The organism is Asticcacaulis tiandongensis, from assembly GCF_006475605.1.
In the GTDB taxonomy this organism is placed as follows: domain Bacteria; phylum Pseudomonadota; class Alphaproteobacteria; order Caulobacterales; family Caulobacteraceae; genus Asticcacaulis; species Asticcacaulis tiandongensis.
In genome coordinates, this window is the sequence record NZ_SSBC01000010.1 from 565,937 (window position 1) to 579,766 (window position 13,830).

12 protein-coding genes are annotated in these 13,830 nt (G+C 55.2%); 11 read left to right on the forward strand and 1 reads right to left on the reverse strand.

All coding sequences use genetic code 11. The features are described from left to right. Positions 1-3: 3 nt before the first annotated feature. Complete coding sequence (gene fabD / locus E5201_RS06640; RefSeq protein ID WP_140985292.1) at positions 4-948, reverse strand: ACP S-malonyltransferase; 945 nt, start codon at positions 946-948, stop codon at positions 4-6. A 238-nt stretch (positions 949-1,186) separates the two neighbouring features. Between fabD and E5201_RS06645 the strand changes: the two genes are divergently transcribed. The 11 genes from E5201_RS06645 (at position 1,187) to E5201_RS06695 (ending at position 13,808) form a co-directional block, all read left to right on the forward strand. Further along, entirely contained in the window at positions 1,187-3,103 is a 1,917-nt protein-coding gene (locus E5201_RS06645; protein WP_181404558.1) for an alpha/beta hydrolase family protein, read from the forward strand. Positions 3,104-3,149: 46 nt separating this feature from the next. Further along, positions 3,150-3,677 carry a peroxiredoxin gene (locus E5201_RS06650; RefSeq protein ID WP_140985294.1) on the forward strand — a complete coding sequence of 176 codons (528 nt, stop codon included), beginning with the start codon at positions 3,150-3,152 and terminating at the stop codon, positions 3,675-3,677. A gap of 149 nt (positions 3,678-3,826) precedes the next feature. Next, positions 3,827-4,201 (forward strand): 30S ribosomal protein S6, encoded by a 375-nt coding sequence (gene rpsF, locus E5201_RS06655; RefSeq protein WP_140985295.1) that lies wholly within the window; start codon positions 3,827-3,829, stop codon positions 4,199-4,201. Positions 4,202-4,215: 14 nt separating this feature from the next. After that, positions 4,216-4,494 (forward strand): 30S ribosomal protein S18, encoded by a 279-nt coding sequence (gene rpsR, locus E5201_RS06660; protein WP_140985296.1) that lies wholly within the window; start codon positions 4,216-4,218, stop codon positions 4,492-4,494. A gap of 12 nt (positions 4,495-4,506) precedes the next feature. Next, positions 4,507-5,094, forward strand: coding sequence for a 50S ribosomal protein L9 (gene rplI, locus E5201_RS06665; protein ID WP_140985297.1), 588 nt, complete (start codon positions 4,507-4,509; stop codon positions 5,092-5,094). Between the two features lie 403 nt (positions 5,095-5,497). Continuing rightward, positions 5,498-7,918 carry a TonB-dependent receptor plug domain-containing protein gene (locus E5201_RS06670; RefSeq protein ID WP_140985298.1) on the forward strand — a complete coding sequence of 807 codons (2,421 nt, stop codon included), beginning with the start codon at positions 5,498-5,500 and terminating at the stop codon, positions 7,916-7,918. A gap of 262 nt (positions 7,919-8,180) precedes the next feature. After that, positions 8,181-9,704: a S41 family peptidase gene (locus E5201_RS06675; RefSeq protein ID WP_246050436.1), complete on the forward strand. Its 1,524-nt coding sequence runs from the start codon at positions 8,181-8,183 to the stop codon at positions 9,702-9,704. 8 nt (positions 9,705-9,712) lie between these two features. Continuing rightward, on the forward strand, positions 9,713-10,063 hold the full coding sequence (locus tag E5201_RS06680) for a hypothetical protein (RefSeq protein ID WP_140985299.1): 351 nt from the start codon (positions 9,713-9,715) through the stop codon (positions 10,061-10,063). A 110-nt stretch (positions 10,064-10,173) separates the two neighbouring features. Further along, positions 10,174-11,631, forward strand: a complete 1,458-nt coding sequence (locus E5201_RS06685) for a replicative DNA helicase (RefSeq protein ID WP_246050438.1) — start codon at positions 10,174-10,176, stop codon at positions 11,629-11,631. A 293-nt stretch (positions 11,632-11,924) separates the two neighbouring features. Beyond that, positions 11,925-13,301, forward strand: a complete 1,377-nt coding sequence (gene radA, locus E5201_RS06690; RefSeq protein WP_140985301.1) for a DNA repair protein RadA — start codon at positions 11,925-11,927, stop codon at positions 13,299-13,301. Between the two features lie 9 nt (positions 13,302-13,310). Continuing rightward, a complete protein-coding gene (locus E5201_RS06695; protein WP_140985302.1) occupies positions 13,311-13,808 on the forward strand; it encodes a CvpA family protein in 498 nt (165 codons plus the stop codon). Positions 13,809-13,830: the final 22 nt, after the last annotated feature.

A 13,830-nucleotide genomic window follows, 5' to 3' on the forward strand; every position in this document is an offset into this window, starting at 1 on the left:
AGCCTAGAGGCTCTTGGCAAAAGCTTCGAAATCGGCGGCGTTATTGAGGGCTATGGCCTGTGCGTCCGGGGCGATGCGCTTGATCATACCGGTCAGTACCTTGCCTGTCCCCAGTTCGGCAAAGTGCGTCACAGCCCCTTCACCGGCCAGCCATTGCACTGATTCGCGCCAGCGCACGCGACCCGTCACCTGCTCAACCAGCAGGCCGGAAATGGCAGCGTGATCCGCAACCGGACGCGCCGTGACATTGGCCACCAGTGTCGCTTTCGGTGTCTGGATAGCGACCTGAGCCAGGGCTTCGGCCATTTCATCTGCCGCCGGTTGCATAAGAGGACAGTGGAAAGGGGCCGATACGTTCAGGAGCATAGCCTTGGCCCCCAGCTCCTTGGCCTTTTCAATCGCAGCCTCGACCGCCTCTTTCTGGCCTGAAATAACGATCTGACCGGCATTATTGTCATTGGCAATCGACACCGTACCCACCAACTGGCCTGCGGCCACAGCGGTTTCGGCCAGATCAAGATCGGCTTTGGCTCCGATCAGGGCTGCCATAGCGCCGACGCCCACCGGTACGGCACGTTGCATGGCCTGACCACGACGCTTCAGTAATCTGGCTGTGTCCGAAAGCGAAAAAGCCTCAGCAGCGGCCAGCGCCGAATATTCCCCCAGTGAGTGCCCGGCCACAAAGGCGGCTTTTGACACATCAACGCCGAAATCGGTTTTCAGAACACGTACAACAGCCAGAGACGCCGCCATAAGCGCCGGTTGCGCATTTTCTGTCAGGGTCAAGTCCGTTTCAGGCCCTTCGCGCATAAGGCGGAACAAATCCTGCCCCAGCGCTTCGTTGACCTCATCAAACACCGCACGTGCGGCAGCGAAATTATCATAAAGCTCGGCGCCCATACCGACGCTTTGTGAGCCCTGTCCCGGAAAAACAAATGCCAGTGTCATCTTGGTATCCCTCTAAAGCCGCTGAGTCTCAAATATTCACTTGGGTTAGGGGAAACTCAGGGCCAAGACAAGCCTGTATATACAACCCTGTATACAGATTAAAAAATCACCTTGCCTAAGGCGTGATTTTGCCGTTTACAATTCAGGGTAAGTAAGCGTCTTGAACGGGGGGAAGATAATGAAAAAGAAAATATCTGCGCTGATGTCAGCTTGTGGCATAAGTGCCTTATTTGCCTGCATGCTGGTACCTATAACGGGCATTGCGCAGACACCACCCAAATCGGCACCTGCCCCTGAAACGCGTCCGCCGCTTTCTGCCTATGGTAAATTGCCAGACATCGAGGATGTCGCTCTGTCGCCCTCAGGTACACGCGTGGCGCTGGTGAAGGATGTTGATAACCAGCGCATTATCATTGATCATGACCTCGCCACCGGTGACAATAAATTTGCCAGCGTCTCCAAGTCTAAAATCCGAACCCTGTTCTGGGGTGACGATGACCATATTATTCTGGTGGCCTCGCAAACGGCCAACCTCAGAGAGTTCGTCGGCGGCAGCAGCGAATGGTACACCGGTCAGATCATCAATCTCCGTAAGGGGAAAACTCATGGCATGTTTCGCGGGATGGAGAAATTCTATCCCGTGGTTATGGGTGATTTTAATCGCATCAAGGTGAAGGACAAATATCAGGTCACTGCGTCAAATGTAAAAATCGAATGGGATGGCTTCCGCAGCCTGTATGGCTTCAGCCTCGACACAGGGCGTGGTTTTCTGCTTGATGAAGATCCACATCACATACATGACTGGGTCATTAAACCTGATGGTGAGCTTTTGGCACGCGCCGAGCACGACCGCGACACCAAGGTTTGGAACCTGCGATACAGGCAGGGAAAATCATGGAAATCCATCTATAGTGTCAAGGAGGCCATTGATTACCCCTCACTGGTCGGGCGCGGCAGAGACGAACAGTCTGTGCTTGTCTATAAGAAGACAGGTGATGATGGCGGCTATTATTACGAAGTCTCGCCTGACGGTACATTTTCTGAAGCTTTTGATTTCGAAAGCTATCAGCTGGCACCTATTTTTCATCCTGCGACACGCAAACTGGCCGGTTTCGCCGAATATAACCCTGATGGTGTCAGGTACACCTTCTATGACAAGGTTTTACAGAAGCTCCAGGGGCCGATTGATGAAGCTATGGAAGGCTATAAGATCAAGCGCATCGTCTCCATGGCCGATGACCCGCGCAAGGTCATTCTATATGGTGAAAGTGATGACGATGCCGGCACCTATTATTTCGTCGATTTTATCTCCGGAGACTTTGCATTGGTGGGCTCACGCCGCCCACACATTCCGGCTGAATGGATCGCTGAGCAGAGGGCGATTACCTACAAGGCCGCCGACGGTTTGGAAATCCATGCCTATCTGACGCTGCCTCCCGGACGCGACGCCAAAGATTTGCCGCTGATTGTCTTGCCACACGGTGGCCCTCAGGCGAACGATGAGTGGGGCTTTGACTGGCAGGCGCAGGCACTGGCCTCACGCGGATATGCCGTACTGCAACCCAATTTCAGAGGCTCAACCGGTTACGGTCAAAGTTTTATCGATGCGGGACACGGCGAGTGGGGCCGAAAGATGCAGACTGACCTGTCTGACGGCGTAAGACATCTGGCCTCCGAAGGTCTTATTGATCCGCAAAAGGTTTGTATCGCCGGTGCCTCATACGGGGGCTATGCCGCTCTGGCAGGCGTAACACTTGATAAGGGCGTTTATCGCTGCGCGGTGTCTATCGCTGGTGTATCCAACATCAAGGCTATGATTAACTGGGAAATCAGCGAACAGGGCGGAAAGAAAAACGCCTCCACCATCCTGTACTGGAAACGCTTTCTGGGTGACGAATCCCGCTGGAATGACATTTCTCCGGATCGTTTTGCCGCTAATGTTACGGTTCCCATCCTGCTTATTCACGGTAAGGACGATACGGTTGTGCCTATCGAGCAATCCTACCGCATGCGCGATGCCTTAAAAAAGGAAGCTAAACCGTTTGAATTTGTCATGCTGAAAGAAGAAGATCACTGGTTATCCCTTGAGCCAACCCGCCTTCAGACGCTTGAAACCATGGTACAGTTTCTGGAGACACATAATCCGCCTTATTAACTGCCTGATTTGGGTGTAAGCTGTTCCAAAATCGGGAGAGATCATCATGAAATCTGTGCTTTTATCCGCTATGCTAACCAGCGCCCTGCTCTTGGCGACACCCTCGCTGGCGGCCTTGAAGCCCGGCGATAAGGCCCCTGACTTTAAGGTCAAGGCCGCCACCAATGGCAAGGTCGGTGATTTCTCCCTGTCTCAGGCCCTTAAAAACGGGCCCGTGGTGGTCTATTTCTACCCCAAGGCCTTCACCAAGGGCTGCTCGCTACAGGCTCAGCAGTTTTCGGAAAACATAGATCAGTTCAAAGCCAAAAACGTGTCCGTTATCGGCCTTTCAGCGGATGGCATTGATACCCTTACCGATTTTTCGACAAAAGACTGCGCCGGTAAATTCCCCGTAGGCTCAGACCTCAAGGCCCGCATCGCCAAACAATATGACGCCAAACTTCCGGCGGTCGATATGTCGGGACGCGTCTCCTTTCTCATTGGTCAGGACGGGCGCATCCTTTACGCCCATGATTCCATGAACGAGGCGACGCATGTGCCGGGCCTGCTTGAGGCGACGAAAAAGCTGAAATAGCCATATACGGCTTGCCTTACAGGGTTTTATCCCCTATAGGCCGCGCTTCACCTGCGAGGCGGTCATTCCTGATTGTCGGGACTGATCCATCGTGATTTTCGGGACTTCCGCCCGAAATTACGCCGCCTCGCTCATCGGAAGAGGATCATATGGCCTTATACGAACATGTCGTGATTGCACGGCAGGATATTTCGCCGCAACAGGCGGAAGCTCTGAACGATACCATCAAAGCCCTTATCGAAGAACAAGGCGGCTCGGTCGCCAAGATCGAATACTGGGGTCTGCGTAATCTCACCTATCGCGTCAAGAAAAACCGCAAGGGCCACTACTCCCTGCTGGCTATCGACGCCCCCGGCGCTGCCGTAAAGGAACTGGAACGTCAGTTGTCGATCAACGAAGACGTCATCCGTTACCTGACCGTTCGCGTTGAGGAACTCGACCTTGAACTGTCTCCCGTCCTGTCGCGCCGTGACCGCCCTGAGCGTTCAGAACGTAGCGACCGCTCAGCTGACACCGCCGAATAAGAGAGGGGATACGCATGTCTGAAGAAAATATCGCCGCAACACCGGGCGCGCCCGTTGGTAACGCCCCTGCCCGTCGTCCGTTTTTCCGTCGTCGTAAGGTATGCCCGTTCTCCGGTGCCAATGCCCCGAAGATCGACTACAAGGACGTGAAGCTGCTGCAACGCTACATCTCCGAGCGCGGCAAGATCGTGCCTTCGCGCATCACCGCTGTGTCGCAAAAGAAGCAACGTGAACTGGCCAAGGCCATCAAGCGCGCCCGCTTCCTGGCACTCCTGCCCTACGTCGTGAAGTAAGGAGACGCCCCTATGAAAGTTGTTCTGTTAGAGCGCGTCGATAATCTCGGCACCATTGGCGAAGTCGTCACCGTAAAAGACGGTTTTGCCCGTAACTTCCTCCTGCCCCGTCACAAGGCACTGCGCGCGACCTCGGCCAATCTGGCTGTGTTCGAAGCGCAGAAGGAACAGATCATTGCCCGCAACGCAGCGGCAAAGGCAGCGGCTGAAAAGCAAGCGGCTGATCTGGACGGTACGCAATACGTCATCATCCGTCAGGCGGGTGAAACCGGTCACCTTTACGGTTCGGTTTCCGGTCGTGACGTTGCTGAAGTGATTGTTGCCGAAGGCGGTAAGGTTGAGCGTAACCAGATCGTTCTGGACACCCCGATCAAGGCCCTGGGCGTTCACCCGCTTAAGGTTCGCCTGCACGCCGAAGTCTTTGTCACCATTACGGTCAATATTGCCCGTTCGGAAGACGAAGCTGAGCGTCAGGCCGCTGGTGAAAACGTGATCGCTGCCCAATTTGAAGAAGATCGTCTGGCTGATGAAGCCGCTACGGCTGATCTGCTTGAAGGTGGCGCCGGTCAGGCCGTTGCTGAGTCGTACGAAGAGCTCTAATCGCTCTTTGAAGACACGATTTAAGAGCCCTCCGGTTTTTCCGGGGGGCTTTTTTATGGCTCAAATGTGACATTCGTTCGCAAAAAGTGTCACATACAAGCCACTTATTCCTATCAATTTAATACTGATAAATCCCAGCCCTTTGTATGGATTTGATAAGCGGCTACCAAAAATTAGGCGCCGCAACCAAACCACATAGATACAAAAAGTTATAACACACTGAACTTATTTGATAACTTTACCACATTCCATTTTCAGATTTACAAAACTTTTTCACCAATACGTGCAGAATTAGTTTTTCTAATTAGTGATCACATAACAACTCCTGTTTGTGATACTTTAAATTTGGCCAAAAAAGCACAAAATTACGGTCAACCTCTCCTCCCCTTTGACAGGTGCTTTTATGAAAACGACTAATTTTACCCTTAAGGCCTTAAGCCTTACGACCGCTTTGAGCCTTTCGCTGGCTCTGGCCGTGCCCGCCTCTGCCCAATCCTCAACCGATACAGAAGTCACAGAAATCGTCGTCACCGGCGCACGTGGCGTTCAGCGTTCTAAGCTTGATACGCTCGCTCCCGTCGATGTCGTTCGCAAAGACGCTCTGGACGCGCAAGGATCAACCGAACTGGCTCAGGCCCTGTCACGTATCGCTCCGGCCCTGACCTTCCCGCGTATTTCCGCGGTTGATGGCACCGACAGCATCCGTCCCGCCTCGCTGCGTGGCCTGTCGCCGGATCAGACGCTGGTTCTGGTCAACGGCAAGCGTCGCCATACCTCGGCTCTGGTTAATGTCGGTGGCTCAGCCGGTCGCGGTTCGGTCGCGGTTGATCTGAACGCCATCCCGACCGCTGGTCTCAATACGATCGAAGTTCTGCGTGACGGCGCTTCGGCACAATATGGTTCTGATGCCATTGCTGGTGTCCTGAACCTGCGCCTGCGCGAAGCCCGTGAAGGCGGCGGCATCTCCGCAACGGTTGGTCAGTACATCACCAAGGTCGAGCCAGCCAATTCCTCACGTGATGTCAAGGACGGAGAAACCTACAATCTGAGCGGCTGGATTGGCCTGCCACTCGGTCAGGACGGCTTTCTGACCGTTTCCGGTGAAGCCCGCAAGCGTAACCCAACGAGCCGCGGCGACATCAACAACACCGTTACGCCCGCACGCGTCACGTCGCGTTACGGTGATCCTGAAACCGAATCCTATGGCCTGTTTGCCAATGCCGGTCTGCCTCTGCAAAATGGTTGGTCACTCTATGGCTTCGCCAGCTATCAGGATCTCGATTCGACCTCGGCCGCTTTCTCGCGTCCGGCCGCCAGCACCGGTAACGTGCCCTCCATCCACCCGAACGGCTTCCTGCCGCTCATCAATGCCAAATCCAAGGATTATTCGGCTACCGGTGGCGTTAAAGGCCAATGGGGTGACTGGGATTCCGATTACAGCATCGGCTGGGGTCGCAATGAACTGGATTACACTGTTCTGAACAGCGTCAGCCCGTCCTACGGCACCAACTCGAAAACCGAATTCTATGCCGGTAACATTCAGTATGATCAGGTGGTTTTCAACGCCGACATCAGCCGCCCGTTCGATATCGGCCTGTACGGCCCACTGACACTGGCATTGGGCGTTGAAGCGCGTCATGAAACCTATCAGATCGGTCGCGGTGAAGAGCAGTCCTATGCCTTCGGCGGCATAGCGGGTGCTTCGCCCGGTTCGCAAGGCTTCACAGGCTTCCAGCCGTCAAACGAAGTTGACGTCAACCGCGATAACGTCGGTGCCTATGCCAACGTCTCAGTCGAAGCGACTGAAAAGCTCCAGTTTGAAGTCGCGGCCCGCGCCGAACATTATTCGGACTTCGGCGGAAACTTCTCAGGCAAGCTGTCGTCACGTTATGACTTCAACGACGCCTTTGCCGTTCGCGGTTCGGTTTCGACCGGCTTCCGCGCACCGTCTCTGGCTCAGCAATACTTCACTTCAACCGCATCAGTCGTGAACACCAATGTCACGCCTTCGGTTGTGATTGAAACCGGCCTGTTCCCGGCGACGCATCCGGCTTCCGTAGCGCTCGGAGCCACGCCGCTTGAGGCGGAAAAGTCCCTGAACTACGCATTGGGCTTTGTCTTCCGCAAAGGCCCGTTCCAGCTGACGGTCGATGGCTATGACATCCGCATCAATGACCGCATTGTACTCTCGGACAACACGCCTACGGGTGATGCGGAGATTCTGGCCCTGCTTGAGCCATATGGCGTGCGCTCAGCCCGCTTCTTTACCAATGGCGTCACCACCCAGACGACAGGTGTGGATATCGTCGCCAACTACCGTCACCTGACGGACAGCCTTGGTCGTTTTGACGTCTCGCTGGCGCTCAACAGCTCTAACACCGTCATCAAGAAGTACCCACAGTACAACCTGAGCGCCATTGTGACTAATCCGCCCGCCCTGTTCCCGCGTAACCGTCAGTTCATCCTGACCAATGCCGCCCCAGAGAACAAGGCGACCTTGAGTGTTGACTGGACGGGTGGACCTTTGACGGTCAATACACGTACCACCTATTATGGTGACGTCATTGATCCGTCGAACAACATCCTCAATGATGTGCATTCCGGTGAAAAGACGATTTTCGATGCCTCGGCAACCTACAGCTTCGGCAATGGTACGTCTGTTGTACTGGGGGCCGACAACCTGTTTGACGTCTATCCCGATGCCACACCGGCAAACATCAACATTGGCTCGGGTAACGGTATTGGCGCACTGGCCTTCACGCGCTTCTCGCCGTTTGGGTTTAACGGCCGTTACGTCTATCTGCGCCTGAACCATAACTGGTAAAATTGCACAGGCTGAAATGACGAAACCCCGTCGGTTGCACCGGCGGGGTTTTTTCGCATGAAGGGTATTGCCTGAATCTGAATAACATGGTCATTTCTCAGCCATGAAAAAAACACATACCATGACACCGCACTTTCCGGCGCTTATTTGCCTTCTGGCCCCCCTGCTTTTAGCCAGTTGTGGCGGAGGCGGCGGCGGTGGCGGGGGTTCCTCAGGCGGCGGCAGCACGCCCACACCGCCGGCTCCCACGCCAGGTGGTACTGTGACGGCCTGGAAAACAGGTGTTTACGAACCCGCCAGCACCTTCAAAAACAAATGTGCTGCGCCGCGCACCGGTGCCGATATAGAAGGTACCCCTTTTCAGGACACACCGGGCACGCTTCTGCATGAAAAAAACTGGCTGCGCAGCTGGACGCAGGAAACCTATCTCTGGAACACAGAGGTGGCTGACCTTAATCCTGCTCTCTACCCCAAACCGACCGACTATTTCGCCATGCTGCGCACGGTACGGATGACGGCCTCGGGTCGCTTCAAAGACGAACATCACTTCAGCCAGCCGACATCGGAATTTCTGGCTGCGCGTAATTCAGCGGCACCGGCCTCCTATGGCATGACCCTGCTACCAATCTCACTGTACGCGCCCCGGGATATCCGTGTGGCCTATGTCGAGCCGAACTCACCTGCGTCTCAGGCCGACGGTTCAGGACACCCTAAAATTCAGCGTGGTGCGCGTATACTGACGGTAAACGGCATGGATCTGGTCTATGGCGGTGCCACAACCGCCGAGATTGATCTTATAAATAATGCTTTGTTTCCGTCCGCAGTGAACACGACAACAACCTTCACCTTACGCGAAGTCGACGGCACGTTGCGCACGGTCACGCTAACATCTGCAAATGTACAGGAAAAGCCGGTCAACCAGACACAGGTCTTTGATACCCCCACCGGTAAGGTGGGCTATATCCTGTTCAATACCTTCAGCCCCTTTTCCAGTGAGCGGGAAATTGTTGACGCCATGCAGAGCCTGAGCGATCAGTCGGTCAGCGATCTGGTACTTGACCTGCGCTACAACAGCGGCGGGCTTCTGGCGATTGCCTCACAACTGAGCTACATGATCGCCGGTCCGTCGCGGACGGACGGAAAAATCTTTGAAAAACAAAAGTTCAACGCATCGGCGGGGAATCTGAACCCTGTAACGGGTAAGGTAAATACACCTGTCCCGTTTCTGAATACCGGTCTTGGTTTCAGTGTCCCACAGGGCACGGCCTTGCCTAATCTGAACCTGTCGCGTGTGTTTGTTCTGGCAACCGATATGACCTGTAGCGCCAGCGAGGCCGTAATCAACAGCCTGCGCGGCATTGATGTTGAGGTTATCCTCATCGGCAATACGACCTGTGGCAAACCCTATGGCTTCTATGCCGTTGATAACTGCGGCGAAACCTATTTCACCATCCAGTTCGAAGGTGTCAATAACAAGGACTTTGGCGACTATGCCGACGGTTTCGTACCCCAGAACTCTTCCGCCCCATACGGGGTACGTCTGCCGGGGTGCGAAATGAGCGATGACCTTGCGCACGATCTCGGCAACATAAACGAAGGCCTGCTGGCCACGGCCCTGGCTTATCGGCAAACCAACAGCTGTCCGGCACCGCTTAGTCTGGCGACACGGGCCATCAGATCGTCAAACGCACGGCTCGGCAATGCTTACAGCAACTATCCGGCCTTAAAGCCGCCTTCACGATCGATTATGGATACGAACCGCGATATGACCATGCCCGGCCGATAGAGGTGACCATGCGATTGATCCTTACCCTGACAGGCCTGTTAGGCTTCACAGCCTGTCAGTCTGTGGCCGCGGATCAGGCCGCATGGCTCACCCCGAAGGCTGACAGCCTGAATGATCTTAAGACGGCTCTCAGTCAAATGATGCAGACAAGGCACATCGATCTGGGGCCTTCGGACCCGACCCAAAGCACTTCCCTAACGGTTTTACCGCCGCCGGTCAGTCAGCACGAAACCCGCAGCGCCGCCCTGCCCGTGCGCTTTGATCTCATTTTACGCGACGGGAAATGCTATGTCGTGCGACACGATACCGGCGACAGTCGGGAACTCCCTCAGGGGGCCTGTGTGCCTGCCGCCGACTGACTTATCCCCGTTACCCACAGACCGTGGACAGGATTGCTGTAGATAAGCCACCACATGCCGAAGACACACACAGGCGCACCTGCTTAATTGCGGCCATGTTAGATTCTCCCATGCCCACCGCATCCGACACCCCCCAAAGCCTCCCCCACAACCTTGAGGCAGAGCAGGCCCTGCTTGGCTGCCTTCTGTTTGATAACGGAGCCTATGAGCGCCTGTATGACGGGCTAGCGGCAAGGCATTTCTACGAACCTTTCCATCAGAAACTGTTTGCCACCATCGAAGAACAGATACGGGTCGGCCATCTGGCAGAACCCATTGTCCTGATGGATAAGTTCAAAAACGATCAGGCGTTCAACGATCTGGGGGGCATACGCTATCTGGCCGATCTCGTGGACCGCGCCCCTCCGGCGGCCAATGCCTCTGACTATGCCCGCGTCATCTATGATCTGGCGCTCCGGCGCGATCTGATCCGTCTGGGCGGCGACATTGCCCGTGCTGCGTCCACCGAACAGAATGGCCGTGACCAGATCGAGAAAGCCGAAGCCCAGCTTTATGACATGGCCGAAAAAGGCACCTCATCGACCGGCTTCAAAACCTTTTCCGAAGCCGTCACCGGCGCTATCTCCAATGCCGAAGAAGCCTTTCACCGTGACGGCGGCCTGTCCGGTCTGGCCACACGTCTGGATGACCTTGACCGTCAGATTGGCGGTTTGCACAAATCTGATCTGATCATCCTTGCGGGTCGCCCGTCGATGGGTAAGACGGCGCTGGCGACTAATATCGCCATGAATGTCGCCAAACGCTATCGCTTTGAAATGCAACCCGACGGGACACGCAAGAATGTAGATGGCGGTGTTGTGGCTTTTTACTCGCTCGAAATGTCCGCCGATCAGTTGGCTACGCGTCTGTTGGCCGATGCGTCCGGCGTGTCGTCTGATCGCCTGCGTAAGGGGGAAATAGACGCCGTTGAGTTCTCCCGCCTCAAGGATGCGGCCATGGAGATCGCGTCCTATCCCCTCTATATCGACGATACCGGTGGCCTGAGTCTGGCCAAGCTGACGGCGCGCGCCCGTCGCCTGAAACGCACCGCCGGGCTTGACTGTATCGTGGTCGACTACCTTCAGTTGGTGACGCTCGGTGACACAGGCAGCCAGCAAAACCGCGTGCAGGAAGTGTCCACCATCACCATGGGCCTGAAATCACTCGCCAAAGAGCTTCAGGTGCCGGTAATCGCCCTGTCGCAGCTTTCGCGTCAGGTCGAAAGCCGCGACGACAAGCGTCCGCAACTGTCCGATCTGCGTGAATCAGGCTCGATCGAGCAGGACGCCGATATTGTGATGTTCGTCTATCGCGAAAGCTATTATTTAGGCCGTGCCGAACCCAAGGAAGGCACGCCCGAACACCTGACCTGGCAGGACGAGATGGACAAGGTACGCGGCACCGCCGAAGTCATTATCGGTAAGCAGCGTCACGGCCCTATCGGCACCGTCCGGCTGGCCTTCGACGAAAATGTCACGCGATTTGGCAACCTTGCCCGTCAGGATCGCTACGATAGCTATCACGAATAGTCGCAACCCGTTCGGCCAAATCGCTTTTATTGGCCCTAACGCTTCGCTGTTTGAGGGCGTTTGGCAACCTCGCGCGTCAGGATCGCTACGATAGCTATCACGAATAGTCGCAACCCGTTCGGCTAAATCGCTTTTATTGGCCCTACCGCTTCGCTGTTTGAGGGCGTTTGGCAACCTTGTCCGTCAGGATCGTTACGAGAGTTATCACGAATAGCCAAAAAGTTCATATTTTGTTCTTTAAATTTTCTGTGCCTTCACCTATGTTGTGCGCGATTCCGGTTTAAGGGGCGAACATGGCGAAGGTACAGGCCGTTTATATCTGCCAATCCTGTGGCACAGTGCACAATAAATGGGCGGGCCAATGCACTGGATGTATGGCCTGGAACACGCTGGTTCAGGAAAACGCCTCTGCGCCACCGGGGGCCCTGAAGGTGGAAACATCGCCCTCGCGCATTTCGCGTATGGGTAAACTCAGTTTTGAAACGCTTGATACGGTGGACGTAGCGCCTCAGCGTATGGCCACCGGTATCGAAGAATTTGACCGCGTCTGTGGCGGTGGCATTGTGCCGGGCTCTGCCATTTTGCTGGCTGGTGACCCGGGCGTCGGGAAATCCACTCTTCTTCTACAAGTGACTGCCCGCGCAGCCCTGAATGGCCTCAAGGTTGCCTATATTTCCGGCGAGGAAGCCGTTGAACAGGTGCGTGGCCGCGCCGCCCGCATGAGCCTTTCCAAAGCGCCCGTTGATCTGGCGGCAGAAACCTCACTGCGTACTATTCTTGATGCGCTTAAGCGTGAAACCTTTGATCTGGTGATCATCGACTCCATTCAGACACTATGGAGTGATGCTGTGGAAGCGGCTCAGGGGTCCGTGTCTCAGGTACGCGCCTGTGCCAGTGAACTTGTAAGGCTGGCAAAGAAAAGCCGCACCGCCATGATCCTTGTTGGACATGTCACCAAGGACGGACAAATTGCCGGCCCGCGCGTGGTCGAACACATGGTCGATGCGGTTCTGTCTTTTGAAGGCGAGCGCGGCTATCCGTTCCGAATCTTACGCGGCTCCAAGAACCGTTTTGGCGCGACCGATGAAATCGGCGTCTTTGAAATGGGGGATATCGGCCTACGTGAGGTACCCAACCCGTCGGCTTTGTTTTTAGGCGAAAACGATGAACGCGCCTCTGGCTCTGCTGTATTTGCCGGTATCGAAGGTTCACGCCCTGTGCTGGTGGAGATTCAGGCGCTGGTGGCCCCGAGCGCCTATGGCACCCCAAGGCGCGCGGTGGTCGGCTGGGATTCGGGCCGGCTGGCGATGATTCTCGCCGTCCTTGAGGCGCGCTGCGGCATGGGTTTCGGTCAGAAAGACGTCTACCTCAATGTTGCCGGTGGTTTGAAAATTAACGAACCCGCCGCCGATCTGGCGGCTGCCATGGCGCTTATTTCGGCACTTCTTGATCAACCTCTGCCCAAAGCCTCTGTAATATTTGGCGAAATCAGCCTGTCTGGCGAAATCCGCGGCGTGTCCCGCATGGAAACCCGCATGAAAGAAGCCCTCAAGCTCGGCTTCTCAACCGCTATCGCCCCCGGTCAGGCTTTGGAAAATGCGCCACTTGAGGTAAAAGCCTATGCACACATGGTTAATGCGCTGGGTGCGTTTGACCTGACTGAAACATAGGGGGGTAAAATGACGGTCTACGATCTGGTTTTTCTCGGTATATTACTGTTTTCGGTCCTGTCGGGCCTCTTGAGGGGCGGTACGCGTGAGATTGTCGGGACGGCGTCCTTCATACTGGCGGTACTGATTGCCATCTGGCTAAGCCCCTGGCTCAGAGAAACCTTTAATCTCGATGAGATGGTGTCGCTGATTGCGCTGGTGATCGTCTTTATACTGACCTATTTCGGCATACGCCTTATGGGCAATGCCGTTGCCGAGAAGGTAAACAAACAATCCGTCCTCAGCTATGCCGACCGAATTTTAGGGGTGGGCTTCGGCGTAGCACGGGCTTTGGTTTTTCTTGGGTTTATCCATTTGCTTTTTTCGGTCGTCTTGCCTAAAGACAAGCCCGAGTGGTTCACGGACGCCAAGACCTACCCCTTGAGTGTTCAGTGTGCAAAGACCATATTATCGGTGGCCCCCTCCTGGGCGCACTATGCCGATCAGGTCGCCAGCGGTAAAAAATAGTTTTCGCGTCTCACTCACGGGC